The organism is Tabrizicola sp., from assembly GCF_030373185.1.
Classification (GTDB): domain Bacteria; phylum Pseudomonadota; class Alphaproteobacteria; order Rhodobacterales; family Rhodobacteraceae; genus Tabrizicola.
Genome location: NZ_JAUCZH010000008.1, coordinates 72918 through 94059, shown reverse-complemented (window position 1 = coordinate 94059; position 21142 = coordinate 72918). Strand labels below are relative to the sequence as shown.

Sequence of the window (21142 nt, the reverse complement as noted above, 5' to 3'; positions counted from 1 at the left end):
TTTCAAATAATGGAACCAAACGGGAGGAAACCATGGTCCATAAGCAAGCAGGCGCGCTGGCCCTTGTGGCGGCGCTGCTCATGTCCACGTCGGCTTTCGCGCAGGACAAGCGCGTCCTGAAGTATAATGCCGACTATGACCCCATTCCCCTTGCGGCGATGGAAGCTCTGATCGCTGACTTCGAGGCCGCTAACCCCGATATCGATGTGCAGCTGAACAACTTCGACCACGAAGGCTACAAGACTGCGATCCGCAACTTCCTGACGACCGATGCGCCGGATCTGGCCAACTGGTATGCCGGAAACCGGATGGCCCCCTTCGTCAACGCCGGTCAGTTCATGGACGTGACCGATGTCTGGGAAGAGAACGGGCTGAATGACGCCCTTGGCTCTGCCGCCGCGTCGATGACCATCGACGGCAAGAAATGGGGCATCCCCTACACCTATTACCAGTGGGGCATCTATTTCAACAAGGACGCCTACGCTGCCGCTGGTGTCGATGTTCCCGGACCGGAAGGCGTTGATTGGGCGACCTTCATCTCGAACTGCGAAAAGTTCAGTGCAGCCGGCATCGACTGCCTGACCACCGGCACCAAGGCGCTGTGGCCCGGGGCTGGCATCTTCGACTACATGAGCCTGCGCACCAACGGCTATGAGTGGCACATGGATCTTGCCAACGGCAAGGTTGCATGGACCGACGACAAGACCCGTCAGGTCTTTGTCGAGCTTGGCAAGATCCAGCCCTACGTCACCGCGAACCACGCGGCGATCGACTGGCAGGATGCCGCCGCGCTCTTGGTGCAGGGCAAGGCTGCCAACTATGTCATGGGCAACTTTGCCGTGGGCGTCTTCAAGGAAGGCGGCATGACGAACGACAACCTCGGCTTCATGGCGTTCCCGGAAATCACCCCCGGAATTCCGCGTGCCGAAGATGCTCCGACCGATACGATCCACATTCCGGCTGGCGCAAAGAACGTCGAGGATGCGAAGAAGTTCCTGGCTTTCGTCGCCAGTGCAGACGCGCAGACCAAGCTGAATGCGGCTATCGGCCAGCTGCCGACCAACAAGAACTCGTCCGTTGCCGCCGACGATCCGTTCATTTCGGCGGGCTTTGAAATGCTGTCGAGCGCCTATGCGCTGGCGCAGTTCTTCGACCGTGACGCCCCAGCGGAAATGGCAAAGGCCGGCATGGAAGGCATCCAGCAGTTCCTGGTGCAGCCCGAGCAGCTGGACAACATCCTTGCCCGGCTCGAACAGGTTCGCGGTCAGGTCTACAAGTAAGCTCTCCCGTCGGGCGCCCTTCACCGGGGCGCCCGTCAGACTGCGCCCCGAAGTCGGCCCATGGGCCGCTTCGGGGCCTCCTCTCCCGCAAGCGCCCTATCCGAGAGGCCTCCCATGTCTGCAAAAGCGCCAAGCTACTGGAAAGCGAACCAGCGCCGTCTTGCCCCTTGGCTGTTCCTTGCCCCGGGGCTTTTGATGTTCGCGGTCTATGTGATCATCCCGATCTTTCAGTCGATGTGGATCAGTTTTTACGACTGGGACGGCCTGGGCGAAGCGACATGGATCGGCACCGCAAATTATGCCGAAATGTCGTCTGACCCGAACATGGTCAAATCGTTCTGGAACAACGTGATCTGGCTGGTGCTTTACCTTCTGGCCGTGCCTGCGGGCCTGTTGATCGCCATTTTCCTGAACCAGACCGTCGGCGGCATCCGCCTTTACAAATCCCTGTTCTTCTTCCCCTTCGTGATCTCTCAGGTCGTCGTCGGCCTGATCTTCTCGTGGTTTTACGCACCGAATTTCGGTCTGCTTTACAAGGTCATCGAGTTTTTCACCGGCAAGGGCGTGGCCGTTCTGGCTGACCCTGATCTTGTGACCTATGGCATCATCGCTGCCGGACTGTGGCCGCAGATTGCCTATGTGATGATCCTGTATCTGACCGGCCTGAACAACGTTGCCCCCGATCAGGTCGAGGCGGCGCGTCTGGACGGGGCGAAGGGCTGGAAGATGCTTTACTATGTCATCCTGCCACAGCTGCGCCCGGCCACCTTCATCGCCGTCGTGGTCACCGTAATCGGTGCGTTGCGCAGCTTTGACCTTGTGTCGATCATGACCAACGGCGGCCCGTTCGGGTCTTCCCGCGTGCTGTCTTATTACATGTATGAGCAGGCGCTGTCGGAATACGGCTACCGGATGGGCTATGGCGCGGCCATCGCCGTTGTGCTGTTCGCGATCATGATGATCTTCATCTCGGGCTTCATCTGGAAGATGTGGCGCGACGAAACTGAACGTTAAGGAGGGGCGCTGCGCGATGTTCCCAAGACCGATCCAGCAATCCTCGCCCGCTGCGCAATGGCTTTATAAGCTGGCGCTCCCGCTGGCCCTGATCCTCTGGCTGTTCCCGCTGATCGGAGTGGCGATCACCTCGGTCCGGCCGGCAAGTGACCTTGCACAGGGCAACTATTTCGGGATCCCATCCTACCTTGCCTTCGAGAACTATTCGAACGTATTTCGCAATACGCCGATGGGCCAATACATCCTGAACAGCTTCATCGTGACGATCCCCACGGTGATCGGGGCGGTCTCGCTGTCGCTGATGACCGGCTTTGCGCTGGCGGTCTACAAGTTCAAGGCCAACCTGCTGCTGTTCTTCCTGTTTGTCGCGGGCAACTTCGTGCCGTTCCAGATCCTGATGGTTCCGGTCCGCGACATGACGCTGAACCTTGGGATGTATAACACATGGTATGGGCTGGCACTGTTTCACATCGCCTTCCAGACCGGCTTCTGCACCCTCTTCATGCGCAATTTCATCAAGGCGCTGCCGTTCGAACTGATCGAGGCGGCGCGGGTGGAAGGTGTGGCCGAATGGCGGATCTTCTGGTTCATCGTGCTGCCGCTGATGCGCCCGGCCATTGCGGCGCTGTCGGTGCTGATCTTCACGTTCATCTGGAACGATTTCTTCTGGGCCACCGTGCTGACCACCAGCCCGGAAACCCAGCCGATCACCGCAGGCCTGTCGTCGCTGAACGGCCAATGGGTGGCGGCGTGGCATCTGGTCAGCGCCGGGTCGATCCTTGCGGCCCTGCCTCCGGTCCTGATGTTCTTCCTGATGCAGAAGCATTTCATCGCGGGGCTGACCCTTGGGGCAGTGAAATAGCATGCAATGGCGCATTGATGCAGGCGACCAGACCGTAGCGCTTGCCACCTCTGGCGGTATTCCCGAGGTGATCTGGTGGGGGCCTCGCCTGCCCGAAACGGAAGATCTGGCCCAGCTTGCCGCCGCGCAGTCGAACGATCTGACTGGCGGGATGCTTGACCGTTTGCCCGCGCTGTCGCTGTCGCCTGAACCGGGGCGGGCGTTTCAGGGCCAGCCGGGGCATCTTCTGGCCGAGGCGGACGGCACACCGCTGAACCCCGCCTTCAGCTTTGACCGGGCCGAGGTGACGCCCGGCCGCCTGACGCTGATCAGCCGCGCCGATGGCCTGACGCTTTCCCACCACCTTGCCGCCGAGGCCAATGGCACCATCAGGCTCAAGACCACGCTGGACGCTGATCGCAAGGTCCGCGTCCATTGGCTTGCCGCCCCGGTTCTACCTGCCCCGCAATCGGGCGACATGATTGACGTCCATGGCAAATGGATCGGTGAATTTCACCTGATCCGCACCCCCTGGACCCCCGGCATCCGTCTGCGAGAGGCGCGGACCGGCAGGTCCGGCCATGAACACCCGCCCTATCTGATCCTTGCCGGGGACGGTTGCACCAACACCCAAGGTCAGGCTCTGGCGCTGCATTACGCGTGGTCCGGCGGGCATCGCATGGTGGCCGAGGAATTGCCCGATGGTCGCCGTCAGGTGCAGTTCGGTGCGCCCATTGGCGCCGAGACCACCCCCGCCACCCGGTTCGAGACGGCAGAGCTGCTGGCCGTTTGTTCCACCACCGGGCTGAACGGCATTGGTGCAGCCTTCCAGACCGATATCCGCGACCGGGTGGTGCAGTGGCCCGAACCTGCCCGCCCGCGCCCGGTGCATTACAACTGCTGGGAAGCGGTCTATTTCGACCACAAGCTTGAAACCCTGGCCGAAATCGCCACCCGCGCCGCAGCCTTGGGTGCGGAACGCTTTGTCCTTGATGACGGCTGGTTCGGCAAGCGTGACGATGACACCACCAGCCTTGGCGACTGGACCATCGACCGCGCCAAATGGCCGGACGGGCTGCACCCCCTCATCGCCCATATCCACTCGGTTGGAATGACCTTCGGGCTGTGGTTCGAGCCGGAAATGGTCAACCCCGACAGCGACCTTTACCGCGCCCACCCTGACTGGATGCTGGGGCCGGCCGATCAGACAACCGGGCGCTTCCAGATGGTGCTGAACCTCGCCCTGCCCGAGGTGCGTGAGAACCTTTTTCAGCAGGTTTCAGCCATCCTGACCGAATACCCCATCGACTATGTGAAATGGGACCACAACCGCCTGTTGCCGGTCGTCGATACCGCCCAGACCCACGGAATCTACGACCTGCTTTCCCGACTCCGCGCCGCACATCCATCGGTCGAGATCGAGACCTGTGCCAGCGGCGGCGGGCGGATCGACGCGGGCATCCTTGCCCATACCCACCGCGTCTGGCTGTCGGATTCCAATGACGCGCTGGAACGTCTGCGGATGCAGCATGACGCCGCGCTGTTCCTGCCCGCCGCTGTCACCGGCAGCCATGTCGGCCCGCGCCATTGCCACACTTCGGGCCGCGTCCTGCCGATGGCGTTCCGCGCATGGGTCGCCGCCCAGCGCCATATGGGCTTTGAGATGGACCTGCGCGAGCTGACCGAGGACGAGGCCCTGACCCTTGCCCGCATCACCCGCTGGTGGAAAGACAATCGCGGCTGGATGCTTTCCGGCACGATCCTGCGGCTTGATGCCGATGATCCGGCAGTAACGACCGAACTTCAGCTTGCCGCCGACGGTAGCCGCTTTGTGGTCTTTGCGGGCCAGGCCGAAACCAGCCGCCAGATCCTGCCGCGCCCGCTGCGACTGACCGGGCTTGACCCCGAGGCGCGCTACTCTGTCACGCTGATCAACCCCGAGGATGCGCCGCGCCAGTCGCGCGGGCCAAACACGCTGAAGGCTGGACCCTTGACGCTGACCGGGCGCGCGCTCATGACGCGCGGCATATTGTTGCCGGTGGTCTGGCCCGCGACCATGTGGGTGGTCGAAGGAAGGAAACTATGACTGACCCCACTTTTCCCGACCTGAAGGGCAAATCCGTCTTCATCACCGGCGGTGGGTCCGGCATCGGGGCGGCGCTGACGGAATCTTTGCTGCGTCAGGGTGCGCAGGTCGCCTTCTGCCAGCGTTCCGACGCCACACCGTTCTGCGACGCGATGGAAGCCGCCACCGGCCAACGCCCGCTTTTCCTGCCTTGCGACATCGCCGACACGGATCAATTGCGGCAAACGCTTTCGACAGCGGCAAAGGCGCATGGGCCGATCACCGTCCTGGTGAACAACGCCGCCAATGACACCCGGCACAAGACGCTTGAGACCGATCAGGCCTTCTGGGATTGGTCGATGGCGGTAAACCTGCGCTCCTACTTCTTTGCCTGCCAGTCGGTCATTCCCGGCATGCAGGCAGCAGGTGGCGGCAGCATCATCAACTTTTCCTCGATCAGCTTCATGATGGCAGATGTGGGCTATGCCGCCTATATCACCGCCAACGCCGGGATCGTCGGCCTGACCCGCACCCTTGCGCGCGAATTTGGCCCCGACCGCATCCGCGTCAACGCCATTGCCCCCGGTTGGGTTCTGACCGACCGGCAGCGGGAACTTTGGGTGACGCCGGAAAGCCTTGCCAACCATCTGGCCAAGCAATGCCTGCCAGACCCGATCGAACCCACCGACGTTTCGGGCGCGGTGCTTTACCTCGCTTCGGGCGCATCACGGATGATGACCTCGCAGACGCTGGTTCTGGACGGGGGTTTCATCGCGTCATGACCAAAGCGCAGATCACCCCTGACTGGATCGCGGTGGATTGGGGGACATCGAACCTGCGGGCATGGGCCATGGATGCAAGCGGCAAGGTACTGGCCGAGGCGACATCGCAAGAGGGCATGGGAAAACTGGCGCGTGACGGGTTTGAGCCGGCGCTCTTGCGGCTGATCGGGCCGTGGCTGGAAAATGGCCCCGCGCCCGTCTTCGCCTGTGGCATGGTCGGCAGCCGTCAGGGCTGGTGCGAGGCGCCCTATCGCAGCGTTCCCTGCACTCCGCTTGACCCCGCCGCTCAGGTTACCGCGCCGACCAACGACCCGCGCCTGTCGGTCCACATCGCCCCCGGCCTGAAACAGACCCAACCCGCTGACGTTATGCGCGGCGAGGAAACCCAGATCGCCGGGGCCTTGTCCCTGATGCCGGGCTATGACGGCATCCTGTGCCTGCCCGGCACCCATTCCAAATGGGCGCAGATTTCTGCGGGCGAGGTCGTCAGTTTCCAGACCTTCATGACCGGCGAGATGTTCGCGCTTTTGTCCGAGGCTTCCGTGCTGCGCCACGGGTTGCAAGGCGACGGATGGGACGACACCGCTTTTGTTGTCGCCGTGTCAGACGCGCTTTCCCGCCCCGAACGCCTTGGCGCGCGGCTCTTTGCGCTGCGGGCTGAAGGGTTGATCGCGGGCCTTGCCCCCCCTGCTGCCCGCGCGCGGCTTTCGGGCCTTCTGATCGGCACAGAACTGGCGGCCGCCCGGCCCTACTGGCTGGGCCAACGGGTCACGCTTGTTGGCGCGGCGAAGCTTTCTGCCGCCTATGCCCGCGCGTTGAAAGCCCAGGGGATTGACGCCCAGCACCTTTCTGTAACCGATTGCACCCTTGCCGGGCTGTCCAGTCTTGCCCTGCAAACCGAGGCCGCCAGATGACCCCGAACACCGCCCACCGAAACCTGATCGCCATCCTGCGCGGCATCACCCCGGATGAGGCGGTGCCTGTGGCAAAGGCCCTTGTCGCCGCCGGGATCACCCGGATCGAGGTGCCGCTGAACTCGCCCGATCCGTTCCGGTCGATCGCCGCAATGGCCGCAGCCCTTGGCCCGGCGGCCGAGATTGGTGCCGGAACCGTGCTGACGGTGGAGGACGTGGCGCAGGTGCAGGCCTCGGGCGGAACGCTGATCGTCTCGCCCAACTGCGACCCTGCCGTCATCGCCGCCACCCGGGCGCGCGGCATGGCAAGTTGGCCGGGCGTGATGACACCGACCGAATGTTTCGCCGCCATCCATGCCGGCGCGACCGGGCTGAAGATCTTTCCCGCCTCGCTGATTGGTCCCGACGGGTTGAAGGCGATCCGTGCAGTCTTGCCGAAAACCCTGCCCGTCTACGCTGTCGGCGGAGCTGGAGCGTCGAACTTTGCCGAATGGGTCCGCGCCGGGGCTTCGGGCTTTGGCATCGGCACAGCCCTTTACACCCCTGGCACCACCCCGGCCGAAATCACTGCCCGCGCTACGACAATCGTTGCGGCACATGATGCAGCCTTCTCATGATCTTTGATGACCGCCCTTGTCCGCTGGGCGAAGGCCCGCTTTGGCACCCCTTGCGCCAGCACCTGATCTGGTTCGACATCACCGGTCGCCGCATGTTGGCGCGCAGCGACGCAGGCCCGAGGGAATGGGCATTTGATGAAATGGTGTCAGCCGCTGGCTGGATCAGCCTGGATGAGCTGTTGATCGCGTCGGAAACCGGGCTTTACCGCTTTGACCTTGAATCTGGTGCGCGCTTGCTTGTGGCCGGGCTTGAGGCGGACAACCCCGACACCCGGTCAAACGATGGCCGCGCCGATCCGCAGGGGGGCTTCTGGATCGGCACGTTGGGCAAGGCGCATGGCGGGGGGCTACCAGCCAAGGGCGCGATCTATCGGTTCTACCGGGGCGAGGTTCGCAGGCTTTTTTCCCCCATCGCCATTTCAAACGCGATCGCTTTTGCGCCTGATGGCAAAACCGCCTGCTTCACCGATACCGTGACCCAGAAGGTGATGCGTGTGGCGCTTGACGCAGACGGTTGGCCGAAAGGGCAGCCCGAGGTTTACCTTGATCTTTCGGAGCAAGGCCTCAACCCCGATGGCGCGGTGATTGATGCGTCGGGCGTGATGTGGCTGGCCCAATGGGGTGCTGCACGCGTGGCGGCCTATGCGCCTGACGGCCAGTTCCTGCGCGCTGTCAGCTTTGACGCGCCACATACCACCTGCCCGGCCTTTGGCGGTGATACGCTTTACTGCACCACCGCCCTGCAAGGCATGGATCCCGCCGCCCGCGCCACCTATCCCGATGCGGGCAAGACATTCATGGCCCGGGGCATCGCGACCGGTCAGAAAGAACATCAGGTCATCCTATGAAGCGCACGCTTGGGGTTTGCTATTACCCGGAACACTGGCCCGAGGCGCAATGGGCCGAAGACGCCGCCCGCATGGCCGCGCTAGGCCTGACATGGGTCCGCATCGGCGAATTTGCGTGGAGCCGGATGGAACCCACCCCCGGCACCTATGACTGGGCCTGGCTTGACCGCGCGATTGCCACGCTGGGCGACCATGGGCTGAAAGTTGTCCTGGGTACCCCAACAGCGACACCGCCGCGCTGGATGCTGGACCGCCACCCCGACATGCTGGCACTGGACAAGGACGGCAAACCCCGCGGCTTTGGGTCACGTCGGCACTACTGTTTCTCTCATCGTGGCTATCGTGGGGAGTGTGCCAAGATTGTTTCCACTATGGCCGAGCGTTACGGCAAGAGCCCCCATGTCGCAGCATGGCAGACCGACAACGAATACGCCTGCCACGCCACCACTCTTTCCTATTCCAAGGCCGCGACCGAGGCCTTCCGCGACTGGCTGGCGCAACGTTACCAATCGCCCGACGCGCTGAACCGGGCTTGGGGCAATGTGTTCTGGTCGATGGAATATACGGATTTTGATGACATCGGCCTGCCGAACCTGACCGTGACCGAACCGAACCCATCGCATGTAATGGATTTTCGCCGTTTCGCAAGCGACGAAGTGGTCAGTTTCAACCGCCTGCAAACCGAGATCATCCGCCGCCATTCCCCCGCCCCCATCGCGCATAATTACATGGGTGCGGTCACGGAATTTGACCATTTCGCCACCGGCACCGACCTTGATATCGCGTCTTGGGACAGTTATCCTCTGGGCTTCCTGTCGGACCGCATCCCAGCGGATGCCGAACACAAGCGCCGTTTTGTCCGGCAGGGTGACCCGGACTTTCAGGCCTTTCACCATGACCTTTACCGCGCTGTGGGGCGCGGGCGCTGGTGGATCATGGAACAGCAGCCCGGCCCGGTGAACTGGGCGCCCTACAACCCCGACCCCTTGCCCGGCATGGCCCGGCTCTGGGCGTGGGAGGCCTTTGCCCATGGTGCCGAGGCGGTGTGCTATTTCCGCTGGAGGCAAGCCCCTTTCGCCCAGGAACAGATGCACGCAGGGCTGTTGCGCCCCGACTCTGCCCCGGCTCAGGCCTTTGGTGAGGCCGGGCAGGTTGCCGAAGAGCTGGCCGAGATGCCGGACGTGGAAACCGCCCCGGCCAAGTTGGCGCTGGTCTTCGACTATGCCTCTGACTGGGCATGGGAAATTCAGCCACAGGGCCGCAGCTTCAGCTATTTCTGGCTGGTGTTCCATTTCTACAAGGGCCTGCGCCGTCTGGGCCTGAATGTCGATATCCTGCCGCCCGACACCGCCGACCTTTCGGGCTACAAGCTTGTGCTTGCGCCGGGGCTGTTCACCCTGTCCGACCCGCTGAAAGCTGCACTTGCCGCGCATAAGGGGACGGCGATCCTTGGCCCGCGCACCAATTCCAAGACGGCCGATTTCTCGATCCCGGTGCCGCTGCCGCCCAACCTGCCCGGCCTTGATGCCCGCGTGATCCGCGTGGAAAGCCTGCCGCCGGATGTGCCGGTGCCACTGGTGCAAGGTGGGGCGCTGGTCAACTGGCGCGAAAAGCTGGAAGGCACGGCGACTGTGACGGAAGTGGCCGAGGATGGTTGGCCGGCGCTGATGTCATCGGGCAAGCTGCACTATCTGGCGGGCTGGCCGGATGACGCTGCCTTGGCCCGCATCCTTGCGCGCGCCTGCGCCGATGAGGGGATCGAGACCGAGGCGCTGCCCGAAGGCCTGCGCCGCCGCGATACTGCAACGCGTCGCTTCATGTTCAACTACAACGCGGTGCCGGTGGAATGGGCTGGGGTCAGCATCCCGGCGGCCGGGGTCCATTGGGCAGACCTCTGACAAAGGCAGCCCCAGGGTTTTTCGCCGAAAAATCTTGGGGGTTGCCCGGTCAGTCGGTCACGCGCAACGCGCCGGTAACCGGCAGGAAGGCCACCGCGTTCGGGCCAAGCCGCAGCCGGCCATCCTCCAGCACCGCATGTTGTGACGGGCCGACAGGCGGCCCCACGCCGTCCAGCGTCAGAACCCGGGCGATCGGTGACAGATTGAACAGGCACAGCAGCGCCCCGTCCCCTTCGCCGCGCTGAAAGGCCAGAACAGGCTCGCCCAGATCAAGAAACCGCGTCCGGCCGGTTCGCAGCACGCCTGATTTCCGAAATGCCAGCATCGCCCGGTAGTGCTCCAGCACCGATCCTTGCGCCCCCGCCTGCCCTTCGACATGCCGCGCGGCCTGTTCAGGCTTGACCGGCAGCCATGGCCGCGCCGTCGAGAAGCCCGCGAAATCCGACCCGTCCCAGACCATCGGCGTCCGCGTGTTGTCGCGCCCCACGGGCTCTGGCCAGAAGGCGATGCCTTGCGGATCGGTCAGGTCCTCGAAGGCCAGTTCGGTATCGGTCTGGCCCAGTTCCTCGCCCTGCCAAAGGCAGATCGATCCCTCAAAGGCCAGCAGTAGCGACCCCGCCTGCTTGGCCAGATCCTCTTGCGACGCGCCGTTCTTTGCCCAGCGCGATACATGGCGCACGACGTCATGATTGGAAAACGCCCACATCGGCCAACCATCCGGCGCGCCGGAAAAGAACCCCTCCACCCGGCTGCGGAAGAACTCGGCTGAATAGTCATAGCCCATCAGCTCGAACGAATAGCATTGATGCAGCCGCCCCGGCGCGGTGTATTCCCCCATCATCCGGATCGCATGGTGGCTTTCGCCCATTTCGCCCACCGAAGCCGCGCCGTATTCATCCAGAACCACCCGGATACGCTCCATCCAGTCAAGGTTTTCGGGCTGGTTCTTGTCAAAGAGGTGATACTGCATGCCGTAGGGGTTGCCCTCGGCTTCGGTCTTCACGCGGTAGTCGGCGGGGTTGTCGCGGAACTGGAGGTCGTGGAAGAAGTAGTTGACGGTATCAAAGCGGAACCCGTCCACCCCCCGGTCAAGCCAGAAGCGCAGGTTGCCCAGCGCCCAGTCCTGCACTTCGGGGTTGTGGTAGTTCAGGTCGGGCTGGCTGGTCAGGAAGTTGTGCAGGTAATACTGCTTCCTGCGCGCGTCCCACGCCCATGCAGACCCGCCAAACACCGAAAGCCAGTTCGACGGGGGCGAGCCGTCAGGTCTTGGGTCCGCCCAGACATACCAGTCCGCCTTGGGGTTATCCCGGCTGGCGCGGCTTTCGGCAAACGCTGGATGCTGGTCGGACGTATGGCTGAGCACCTGATCGATGATCACCTTCAACCCCAGCCCATGCGCCCGCGCCACAACTGCATCGAAATCGTCCAACGTGCCAAACACCGGGTCCACGTCGCAATAATCGCTGACGTCATAGCCCATGTCCTTCATCGGGCTGCGAAAGAAGGGCGAAAGCCAGACCGCCTCGACCCCAAGGTCGGCCAGATACGGGAGCCGCCGGGTGATCCCCGGCAGATCGCCAATGCCATCGCCACTATCGTCCTGAAACGACCGGGGATAGACCTGATACGTCACCGCACCGCGCCACCAGTCCTGCATCACGCCCTCCAACTCCACCGTCAGCCGCGCATATCCGCCCTTTCCCCTTCACAACAGGGCCACAGCGCATATCCCCCCTTTGGGTCGCCCATAATCCGGGCATTTGCGGCACTTCCGCCACGGAGCGCCCGGAATCTGGGCAACTGCACGCGCCCTGTATCCATCACAATTCTCCATTTGACGTCGCCCGTCCCCCGGCGCAATTTCCGCGCCTGACCAAAAGGGCATGCCATGACCAAGACCCCGATCTTCACCCCGGTCTTGATTGCCGGCTGCACCATCCTGATGCTCTCTTTCGCGATCCGCGCCAGCTATGGCGTCTTCCAGATCCCGGTCGCGACGGAATTCGGCTGGCCCCGCGCCGATTTTTCCATGGCCATCGCAATTCAGAACCTGGCCTGGGGCATCGGCCAGCCAATGTTCTCGGCCTTCGGTGAACGCTTCGGTGACCGCAAGACGATCATCATCGGCGCCATGCTCTACGCGCTGGGTCTGGTTCTGTCGGCCTATGCCATTACCCCCGGCCAGCATCAGGCGCTGGCAATCCTTGTCGGCTTTGGCATCGCTGGCACCGGGTTCGGCGTGATCCTGCCTCTGATCGGCCGCGCTGCCAGCCCTGAAAAGCGCAGCCTGACGCTTGGGATAGGGTCTGCCATTGGATCGGCTGGGCAGGTCTTCGGCCCGCCCGCAGCCGAAGCGTTGCTGCAAATCTACAGCTGGCAGACCGTCTTCGTGATCTTCGCCGCCGTCATCCTTTGCACCCTCTTGGTGCTGCCCGTCCTGCGCGCCCCGGAAAAGCCGCGCGCGGGTGCTGTGCCAGACGAGCCGATGTTGACCGTTGTGTCCCGCGCCTTCCGCGACCCGACCTATGCGTTGATCTTCATTGGCTTCTTTTCGTGCGGCTATCAGCTTGGCTTCATCACCGCCCACTTCCCCGCCTTCATAACCGAGGTGTGCGGCCCGATAGACCCCGGAGGCATGCTTGCAGGCATGGGCATTGGCACCACCTCCGCCCTTGGGGCGGCGGCCATCGCCGTCATCGGCATCGCCAATATCGGCGGCTCGGTCCTGTCTGGCTGGCTGGGCGGGCATTTCCCGAAGAAGTATCTTCTGGCCGCGATCTACACCGGGCGCACTGTCGCCTCGGCCATCTTTATCCTGATGCCGATGACGCCAACGACCGTTCTGGTCTATTCCGCCGCGATGGGGGCGATGTGGCTGGCCACCGTCCCGCTGACCAGTGGTCTTGTCGCGCAGATTTACGGGGTGCGCTACATGGGAACGCTCTACGGCTTTGTCTTCCTCAGTCACCAGATCGGAAGCTTTCTGGGCGTCTGGCTGGGAGGCAAGTTCTATGACCTGAACGGTGACTATACGCTGGTCTGGTGGATCGGCGTCGGCGTCGGGGCATTCTCGGCGATCGTTCACCTGCCGATTCGCGAACGTCCGATGGCTGCGCAGGCGGCGTGATTCGCCGCCTGCTGAGGCCTCAACCCTTTTTCAAGACCCTGGAGCCCAGAAGTTCGGCAATCTGCACCGCGTTCAGCGCGGCACCTTTGCGAAGGTTATCCGACACGCACCAAAGCGTCAGACCGTTGTCGATGGTGCTGTCCTGCCGCACGCGGCTGACATAGGTCGCATACTCGCCCACGCATTCGATCGGCGTGATGTAGCCACCCGGCTCGCGCTTGTCGATCAGCATGATCCCCGGCGCTTCGCGCAGGATGTCCTGGGCTTCCTGCCAGTCAAGGAAGTCTTCAAACTCGATGTTGATGGCTTCGGAATGGCCAACGAAGACCGGCACCCGCACGCAGGTGGCCGTGACCTTGATCTTCGGATCAAGGATCTTTTTCGTTTCCGCCACCATCTTCCATTCTTCCTTGGTCTCGCCACTATCCAGGAAAACGTCGATCTGCGGGATCACGTTGAAGGCGATCTGCTTTTGGAATTTCTTCGGCGGCACTTCCTGCACCGGGTTGTAGACGGCCTTGGTCTGGTCCCAAAGCTCGTCCATCCCTTCCTTGCCGGCACCGGAAACCGACTGGTAGGTGGAGACGACCACCCGCTTGATCGTCGCGCGGTCATGCAGCGGCTTCAGCGCCACGACCATCTGCGCGGTGGAACAGTTCGGGTTCGCGATGATGTTCTTCTTGGCATAGCCAAAGATGGCGTCGGCGTTCACTTCCGGCACGATCAGCGGCACGTCGGAGTCATAGCGGTAAAGCGATGAGTTATCGATGACCACGCAACCCGCCACAGCGGCGCGGGGAGCATAGATCTTGGTCGCGTCCGAGCCGATAGCGAACAGGGCAATATCCCAGCCGGTAAAGTCGAACGTGTCCAGATCCTTGCATTTCAAGGTCTTGTCGCCAAAGCTGACTTCGGTTCCCAGCGATTTGCGCGATGCCAGCGCAGTGATTTCATCGACCGGGAACTCGCGCTCGGCGAGGATGTTCAGCATTTCGCGGCCCACGTTACCCGTGGCACCCGCGACGACGACCTTGTAGCCCATCGGGGTCTCTCCTTGATGTGTCCCCCACGCGGGGACGGGGGGCTGTTAGCGCATGGCGGGGTCGGGGGGAAGCGGATTCGAAAACGCGGTCAGTCGGTGCGGTCGCGCGACCACAGGTAGATCAACAGCCCGATGGCCGTGGTGACGGCGAAGAACAGGAAAACCGCTTCATAGGGCGCGCTGGCCGGGTCTGTCGGGGCGGCCGCATGGATGCGCCCCGTGGCGATCTGCGCCAGCCCAATCGGTGCGATCCCGAAAAGATTCAGAAGCGTGACGCCCCGTCCCATCAGATGCGCCGGGATCAGGGCGCGGCCATGCGCCATGACCATCGGAAAGCTGGCACCGAACAGCCCCGCCGCCACAAGCAGCCCCGCAGCCACCACGGGCGGTGCATCGGCAAAGACCCAAAGCCCGGCCAGACAGGCCACGGTCAGCGCGTTGCCGACAAAGATCACCCATTTCCGGCTGCCTACCAATCGGTCCAGCGGGCCATAGGCAAAATTGCCCGCCACCATCGCCAGCCCGATCCACAACCCGACCTCGCCGATCTGCAACGGATCATAGCCATGCACATCGTTGAAATAGGGGCCGACCCACAAACCGCGCAGCCCGGCAATCGGTGTGTAGCAGACCGCCATCATCGCCAGGATCGGCCAGATCGCAGGCATCCGCAACAGATCCAGCAGCGACCCCTTCTCCTGATGCGCAAGACTTGGCGGATCGCGCACCAGAACCAGAATGGCCAAGGCCACCAGCGCGGAGAACCCGGCCAGTCCGGCCACCGCGGCGCGCCAGCCAAACGCCTCGACCGCCGCCGACAGGGGCAGCGAGGACGCAACATTACCCAGCGCACCCACCCCGATCATCATCCCGGCAAGAAGGCCGAACGACGCCGGTGGAAAGCTGCGCGCAAAGATGAAGTATCCCGCCATCAGAACCGGCGCGCAGCCAACGCCGATCAACGCCATCGCCACATTCAGATGCCAAGGCGCCGAGGCAAGCGCGAACAGCACCGCCCCCCCCGCACCGACCGCCATAAGAACGCCAGCCGTCCGGCGCGGCCCGTGCCGGTCAAGCGCGGCGCCGATCGGCAGCTGCATTGCTGCAAAAGCCAGAAACCACCACCCCGAAGCCGCGGCAAGCTCGGCCGCCGTGGCGCCAAGGTCGGTTTGCAGAACCGGCGCGAGAACCGCGAGAAAGGCGCGGTAGAACTGGCTGAGCAGATAGCCGGAAACAAGTGCCGCGATGCCGATGCGCATGATCGCCTCCCAAGGACGAAGGGCGTTGTCGCAGCGTGGTCGAGCAAGCGCAACACCACACTTTCAGCCGGCCCGGGCAAGTCGTCACTTGGCGGCTAGTCCTGTGCCAGAGCAGGTCTTGCGGAGCCAGGTCGCCCCTTTCGCTGACCGGCGACCGGGTGAATGTCGCTCTGCACGCGGGACATTTGTGCTTTCCCGCGGTGGGCAGGCATCCCGCGCTATCTCTGGACCCGGACCTTTCCGGCCGGGCAACCTCGTGTCACTTTGCGGCGACGGGATCAGACTGCCACGAACCCCTCACGCGCGGGATCATATTGCTCCAGCCCGCCCTCTCCGGTGTCGGTCCAAAGGCCGTGCAAGGTCAGGCGGTCATCTTCGACGGCGGCGCGGACAAAGGGGAAGGTCAGCAGGTTTTCAAGACTGGTCAGAACTGCCTGCTTTTCCAGCGCGCGCAGGATTTCACCTTCCGGCAGGCTGGAAACCTTCTGATAGCCCGGCCGCAGGATATCCATCCACCGCCCGACGAAGCTGGATTTTTCTTCCAGTTCAGGAGCATGGCCCCGGCACATGTCGTGGCAACCCTTGACCCCGCCGCAGTTCGAATGGCCCAGCACCACGATATGCGCCACCCCAAGCGAGGCCACCGCATATTCCACCGCCGCCGAGGTGCCGTGATATTCGCCATCCGGGTTATAGGGCGGCACCAGGTTGGCGATGTTGCGGTGAATGAAGAATTCCCCTTCATCCGCGCCGAAGATCGAGGTGACATGCACCCGGCTGTCACAGCAGGAAATCACCATCGCGCGGGGGTGCTGACCGCTTTCTGCCAGCCGACGATACCAGGCGCGATTGTCCTGATAAGTGGTGGCGTGCCAGCCGTGGAAGCGCTGGATCAGGTAGGTGGGCAAGGGGCGTATGTCGGCCATTGGCATGATCCCGGGTCATTCCTCCCCTGCCTATGCGGCATTCGTGGAAAATTCGAGAGGCAATTTCTCGGCCCGGCTGGCATCCGGCAACCAATTCTTCAGCATGACGCTTCAGCATGAGGTCGGGAATGTGTTGGATGATCGGGTGATCTGATGGCTGAAGTGACGGCTCTCAAGCCGCGAGAAGTGGTGCGTCAGGACGTGGAGGCGATTACAGAGATATATCGCAACCTTGGCGCTCCGGTGGCGGAACAGATGGTGACACGGGCGCTGGGGGAACTGGCGCTGACAATGGCTGGCCTTGCCGAAAAGGTCAGGGCGCAGGACTTGCGCGATCTTGCGCGACAGCTTGGCCACCTGCGGCGGATGGCAGCAGATATCGGGCTGGTCAGTCTGGCAACTGTCGCAGGCGATGCGCGCGCTTGCCTGGAACGGGCCGACGGGACCGCCTTTTCAGCCGTCTGGTCCCGGCTTTTGCGGGTCGCGGAACGGTCCTTGTCGCCGGATCAGGGGGTGGCCGACCTGTCGGGTTGAGGCTTGCCGACTTTGGGCCGAACCTGGACCAGCGAAAACATGGGCCGAATCAGAGGAACGCGCCGTTTCAGCCTGCGCCCGGGGCAGCCGTCACGCCTGCCACCTGTGGCCCTTGGCTGCGGTGCAAGGACGGGTGTGGCTGCCAATGGTCGCAATGCCGGGATTTTGTTGAACAAACCGTTGCGCCCGGACAAGCCAAGCTTGCGCGCTTCGCAATTTCGCATCCAATAGGCAAGACTGAACCGCCCGTAACATGAGTGACCGTTTCTCCATGACCAGTGTCCCGCGCTTCGCCTTCGCCATGTCCTCTGCCCAGACCAGACAGCTGCATGTTGTCCGGACCGAAGACCTTTCCAGCTTCCTTGCCGGCCCCGGCGCACCTTGGGCCGGGTGGCTGACCGACACCGGATTCGAGGCTGGTCTGGGTGAGATGCGACTTTTGCCCGGCACGGGTGGCGGGATCGGGGCAGCCGTCGTGGGTTACGGCACCGATCAGGCCCGCCGACGTCTTCGCTTTGGCTTGGCCAAGGCGGTGGCTGGCCTGCCTGCGGGTGACTGGGCGTTGAACGGCACGCTGACCGAAGCGGAACTGACCGAGGCCGCCTTGGGCTGGCTTTTGGCGGGCTACCGCTTTGACCGCTATCGCCCGGCGCGCAAACCGGCCCGGACCCCGCGGCTGGTCTGCCCGGAAGGCCTCGACCCGGCCCGGTTGATCGCCATGGCGGAAGGCGAGGCTCTGACCCGTGATCTGATCAACACCCCCGCGCAAGACATGGGTCCAGACGAGATGGAGACCACCTTCATGACTCTGGCCGCGCGTTTCGGCGCCAAGGCCCGCGCGATCCGGGGCGACGATCTGGTACAGCAGAACTTTCCGATGATCCACGCCGTTGGCCGCGCCTCGCCCCGCGCGCCCCGGCTTTTGGACCTGCGCTGGGGAATGGATGGTCCGGCGCTGACGCTGGTCGGCAAGGGGGTCTGTTTCGATACCGGGGGGCTGAACCTGAAGCCGTCTTCCGGGATGAACCTGATGAAAAAGGACATGGGCGGGGCGGCGACGGTCCTTGGCCTTGCGCAGATGATCATGGCGCTGAACGTGCCGTTGCGGCTGCGCGTCCTGATTCCGGCGGTGGAGAACGTGGTTTCCGGCAATGCCTTGAAGCCGAAAGACATCCTGACCAGCCGCAAGGGTCTGACGGTCGAGGTGAACGACACCGACGCCGAAGGCCGCCTTGTGCTGGCCGATGCCCTTGCCCTTGCCTGTGAGGAAGACAGCGATCTGGTCATCTCGATGGCCACGCTGACCGGTGCTGCGCGCGTGGCCGTTGGCCCGGATCTTGCGCCCTTCTACACCGATGACCCAAGCCTGGCGGGGGCGCTGGAAGCGGGGGCTGCCGCGGGCTTTGATCCGGTCTGGCGGATGCCGTTCCACGATGCCTATGAAACCGTGATCGAGCCGGGCATCGCTGATCTGGACAACGCGCCGGGCTTTGGTTTTGCCGGGTCTATCACGGCGGCGCTGTTCTTGCGGCGCTTTGTCGATGGCCCGCGCTATATCCATTTCGACATCTACGGCCATACCCCCAGCGACCAGCCCGCCCGCCCGAAAGGCGGCGCGGGCCAGGGCGCGCGGGCGGTTCTGGGCGCGCTTCCCGCAATGCTGGGCATGGGGGGCAAATGATGGACCGCAGGACCACCCCGTTTTCCGGCCGCATCGCCCATATCAGCCTGCAAGGCGAAGTGTCGGCACCTCTGACAAAGGGCGAGGCCGCGCAGGTCGTGCGACCCATTGCCGATCTCCTGGACAAACCGGGCGGCGCGCGCGACCGGCAACTCTTGCTTGGCGCGGCGGTCACTCTGATCGACCGCGACAAGGGCCACGTCTTCCTGCGGTCTGACCGCGACGGCTATTGCGGCTGGCTGGCGGAAGATGCGGTCGGCCCGGGGCCAGAGCCGACGCATTGGGTGGTTGCCCCCTCGACGCATTTCTACTCTGATCCATCTGTGCAGGCAAAAGAGACGGCGGGGATCAGCATTGGGTCGCGCCTTGCCGTAACCGGCTCATGGGGCGCATGGGCGAACACACCCTACGGTTATGTGCCACTGTGCCACCTGCGGCCCCTTGATCAACACGCCCCCGACCCGGTGACGGTGGCTGAAAGCCTGCTTGGCACGCCCTATCTTTGGGGCGGAAATTCCCGTTTCGGGATGGATTGTTCGGGCTTGGTGCAGGTGGCCTTGCACGCGACCGGGCGCGAGTGTCCGGGCGACAGTGACATGCAGATGTCGATGGGGCGCGGGCTGGCCCCGGGTCAAGGGCTGAAGCGGGGCGATCTGATCTTCTGGAAGGGCCATGTCGCCATGGTGGTCAATGACGATGTGCTGATCCACGCCAACGGTCACACGATGTCTGTCGCCTATGAGGGTATCCGGGAAGCGATCAGCCGGATTTCAGCGGGCGGCGGCGGGCTTGTGCTGGCGCGGCAGCGGGTGGAATAGGGCGCGTTGGAACAGCCGCCAAGGCCAGCACGGGCCAATCAAACTGGGCCAATCAACCGCCGTTCAAGCACCTTCAAGACCTGATCCAGATCCTGCCCCCGGCGCAGGACGCGGCCATCCATCCCGACGACAGCATAAAGACCCTGCCGCGACCGAAGTTTCGGGCGTTTCTCGATCCGGTAAAGCGGGTGTTCGGCGGTGCGGCGGAACACGCTGAACACCGCCACGTCCCGCAGGCTGGAAATGGCATAGTCGCGCCATTCCCCTGCGGCGACCATCTGGCCATAGACCCGCAGGATCAGCCCCAGTTCCCTGCGGTCGAACATGACCGCTTCCGGGGTGCGGCTGACTTGGGGAAAGGGGATCGGCGCCTCGACGTTCATCACGGAAGTCTACCCGCTTCGCCCTTCAAATCAACCGGACAAATCAAGAGGCCAGATCAGTCTGGAAATCCGGGAGACGTGTGCAGTTCGGCGACGGCAAGGCCGCGGCAGTTAATCTGTACCGCAGGAAGGCGCGCCTGAGCAGCGGGATGAGCGGGGTCCAGCACACCTGCCCGCACCAAGAGGCTTGTGATGGCTGTAAGCACCGCCCGCTTGCCGCCGTCGGTGATCTTGATCGCCATGCCAAGTCCTTGGTCTGGCAGAATGGCCGTGTAAACCGACTCGGCCCCGTATTTGATTGCGACCCGCCCGCCCATCGCGCGCATGAGGTCAGTGCAGGTTTCCCCTTCACCCGCCACCAGTTCCGGGTAGGCCATCATCGCCCGGGTCAGCCGATGCATCGCGCGCGACCGAGCATCGCCGCTTTCGCTGGCCGATGCAAAGGCCGCCATTGCACGGGCAAGGCCCGACAGGCTGACTGCGAAATTCGGGGCAGAACAGCCGTCGATCCCGTAGCCGGCAACGGTTTCGCCCGTCGCCTCCTCGGTCGCGTCGCGGATCATGCGCTGCAACGGGTGGTCGATCTCCACATACTCCGGCCCTGCCTTCAGGTGCTGCGTCACAGTCAGGAAACCGCAATGCTTGCCGGAACAGTTGTTGTGCAACTGGCAGGGGCTTTCGTCCGTCTTGATCAGGCGGTTGCGTTCCGTCTTGTCATAGGGTTCATGCGCGCCGCAGCGCAGGTCTGGTTCGGCAAGACCGATTGTTGACAGCCAGTCGCCGGCCATTTTCACGTGCCGCGCCTCGCCCTGATGGCTGGCGCAGGCAAGGGCCAGATGCGCCTCGGTCAGGCCCACGGCATCGGCGGCGCCGGTCTCTACCAGCGGCAGCGCCTGAATCATCTTGCAGGACGACCGGGGGAAGATCACCGTGGCAGGGTCGCCCCATGCCTCGACCATACCGCCCGAACCCCAGATAACCGCATGGCCCGCGTGGCTGCTTTCCAAAAGCCCACCGCGCCAAAGTTCGACCATGGGAGAAGGGTTCGGCATCAGGGGTCCCCGTCACATATGCGCGAATTGTCGCCCAGAGGGCTTTCGCGGATTGGCGTTT

19 protein-coding genes are annotated in these 21142 nt (G+C 63.5%); 13 read left to right on the top strand and 6 right to left on the bottom strand.

Annotated elements, in window-relative coordinates; translation table 11 throughout:
- Positions 1–32: 32 nt before the first annotated feature.
- From QUV21_RS15595 to QUV21_RS15555, 9 genes are all read left to right on the top strand, one after another.
- Positions 33–1280, top strand: a complete 1248-nt coding sequence (locus tag QUV21_RS15595) for an extracellular solute-binding protein (protein WP_300856177.1) — start codon at positions 33–35, stop codon at positions 1278–1280.
- A gap of 114 nt (positions 1281–1394) precedes the next feature.
- A complete protein-coding gene (locus tag QUV21_RS15590) occupies positions 1395–2294 on the top strand; it encodes a sugar ABC transporter permease (protein WP_300856176.1) in 900 nt (299 codons plus the stop codon).
- Positions 2295–2310: 16 nt separating this feature from the next.
- Positions 2311–3156 (top strand): carbohydrate ABC transporter permease, encoded by an 846-nt coding sequence (locus QUV21_RS15585; RefSeq protein ID WP_300856174.1) that lies wholly within the window; start codon positions 2311–2313, stop codon positions 3154–3156.
- 1 nt (position 3157) lies between these two features.
- Positions 3158–5221, top strand: a complete 2064-nt coding sequence (locus QUV21_RS15580; protein WP_300856173.1) for an alpha-galactosidase — start codon at positions 3158–3160, stop codon at positions 5219–5221.
- Complete coding sequence (locus QUV21_RS15575; protein ID WP_300856171.1) at positions 5218–5982, top strand: SDR family oxidoreductase; 765 nt, start codon at positions 5218–5220, stop codon at positions 5980–5982. Before QUV21_RS15580 ends, QUV21_RS15575 begins: the two co-directional genes overlap by 4 nt.
- Positions 5979–6896: a 2-dehydro-3-deoxygalactonokinase gene (locus tag QUV21_RS15570; protein WP_300856170.1), complete on the top strand. Its 918-nt coding sequence runs from the start codon at positions 5979–5981 to the stop codon at positions 6894–6896. Before QUV21_RS15575 ends, QUV21_RS15570 begins: the two co-directional genes overlap by 4 nt.
- Positions 6893–7513: a 2-dehydro-3-deoxy-6-phosphogalactonate aldolase gene (locus QUV21_RS15565; protein WP_300856169.1), complete on the top strand. Its 621-nt coding sequence runs from the start codon at positions 6893–6895 to the stop codon at positions 7511–7513. Before QUV21_RS15570 ends, QUV21_RS15565 begins: the two co-directional genes overlap by 4 nt.
- On the top strand, positions 7510–8361 hold the full coding sequence (locus QUV21_RS15560; protein WP_300856168.1) for an SMP-30/gluconolactonase/LRE family protein: 852 nt from the start codon (positions 7510–7512) through the stop codon (positions 8359–8361). Before QUV21_RS15565 ends, QUV21_RS15560 begins: the two co-directional genes overlap by 4 nt.
- Positions 8358–10259 carry a beta-galactosidase gene (locus QUV21_RS15555; protein WP_300856167.1) on the top strand — a complete coding sequence of 634 codons (1902 nt, stop codon included), beginning with the start codon at positions 8358–8360 and terminating at the stop codon, positions 10257–10259. Before QUV21_RS15560 ends, QUV21_RS15555 begins: the two co-directional genes overlap by 4 nt.
- A 49-nt stretch (positions 10260–10308) precedes the next feature.
- On the opposite strand, the gene QUV21_RS15550 is transcribed toward QUV21_RS15555, so the two are convergent.
- Positions 10309–11916, bottom strand: a complete 1608-nt coding sequence (locus tag QUV21_RS15550) for an alpha-amylase family glycosyl hydrolase (protein ID WP_300856166.1) — start codon at positions 11914–11916, stop codon at positions 10309–10311.
- Positions 11917–12147: 231 nt separating this feature from the next.
- On the opposite strand from QUV21_RS15550, the gene QUV21_RS15545 reads away from it, so the two are divergent.
- The gene (locus tag QUV21_RS15545) at positions 12148–13386 is read left to right on the top strand and encodes an MFS transporter (protein WP_300856165.1); all 1239 of its coding nucleotides are present in this window, start codon (positions 12148–12150) and stop codon (positions 13384–13386) included.
- Positions 13387–13405: 19 nt separating this feature from the next.
- Here QUV21_RS15545 and QUV21_RS15540 read toward each other — a convergent pair whose 3' ends face one another.
- The 3 genes from QUV21_RS15540 to QUV21_RS15530 all read right to left on the bottom strand — a co-directional run bounded on the left by QUV21_RS15540 (position 13406) and on the right by QUV21_RS15530 (position 16613).
- Positions 13406–14428, bottom strand: a complete 1023-nt coding sequence (locus QUV21_RS15540) for an aspartate-semialdehyde dehydrogenase (RefSeq protein ID WP_300856164.1) — start codon at positions 14426–14428, stop codon at positions 13406–13408.
- A gap of 89 nt (positions 14429–14517) precedes the next feature.
- Positions 14518–15687, bottom strand: a complete 1170-nt coding sequence (locus tag QUV21_RS15535) for an MFS transporter (RefSeq protein ID WP_300856163.1) — start codon at positions 15685–15687, stop codon at positions 14518–14520.
- Positions 15688–15965: 278 nt separating this feature from the next.
- Positions 15966–16613, bottom strand: coding sequence for a carbonic anhydrase (locus QUV21_RS15530; protein ID WP_300856162.1), 648 nt, complete (start codon positions 16611–16613; stop codon positions 15966–15968).
- 153 nt (positions 16614–16766) lie between these two features.
- Here QUV21_RS15530 and QUV21_RS15525 point away from each other — a divergent pair, with 153 nt between their 5' ends.
- The 3 genes from QUV21_RS15525 to QUV21_RS15515 all read left to right on the top strand — a co-directional run bounded on the left by QUV21_RS15525 (position 16767) and on the right by QUV21_RS15515 (position 19646).
- On the top strand, positions 16767–17147 hold the full coding sequence (locus QUV21_RS15525) for a hypothetical protein (protein ID WP_300856161.1): 381 nt from the start codon (positions 16767–16769) through the stop codon (positions 17145–17147).
- Between the two features lie 253 nt (positions 17148–17400).
- Entirely contained in the window at positions 17401–18828 is a 1428-nt protein-coding gene (locus tag QUV21_RS15520; RefSeq protein WP_300856160.1) for a M17 family metallopeptidase, read from the top strand.
- Positions 18825–19646, top strand: a complete 822-nt coding sequence (locus QUV21_RS15515; RefSeq protein WP_366908170.1) for a C40 family peptidase — start codon at positions 18825–18827, stop codon at positions 19644–19646. The genes QUV21_RS15520 and QUV21_RS15515 overlap by 4 nt, the downstream gene beginning before the upstream one ends.
- 38 nt (positions 19647–19684) lie before the next feature.
- On the opposite strand, the gene QUV21_RS15510 is transcribed toward QUV21_RS15515, so the two are convergent.
- The gene (locus QUV21_RS15510; RefSeq protein ID WP_300856391.1) at positions 19685–20029 is read right to left on the bottom strand and encodes a DUF2794 domain-containing protein; all 345 of its coding nucleotides are present in this window, start codon (positions 20027–20029) and stop codon (positions 19685–19687) included.
- Between the two features lie 56 nt (positions 20030–20085).
- Positions 20086–21081, bottom strand: a complete 996-nt coding sequence (locus QUV21_RS15505; protein WP_300856159.1) for an asparaginase — start codon at positions 21079–21081, stop codon at positions 20086–20088.
- Positions 21082–21142 lie beyond the last annotated feature (61 nt).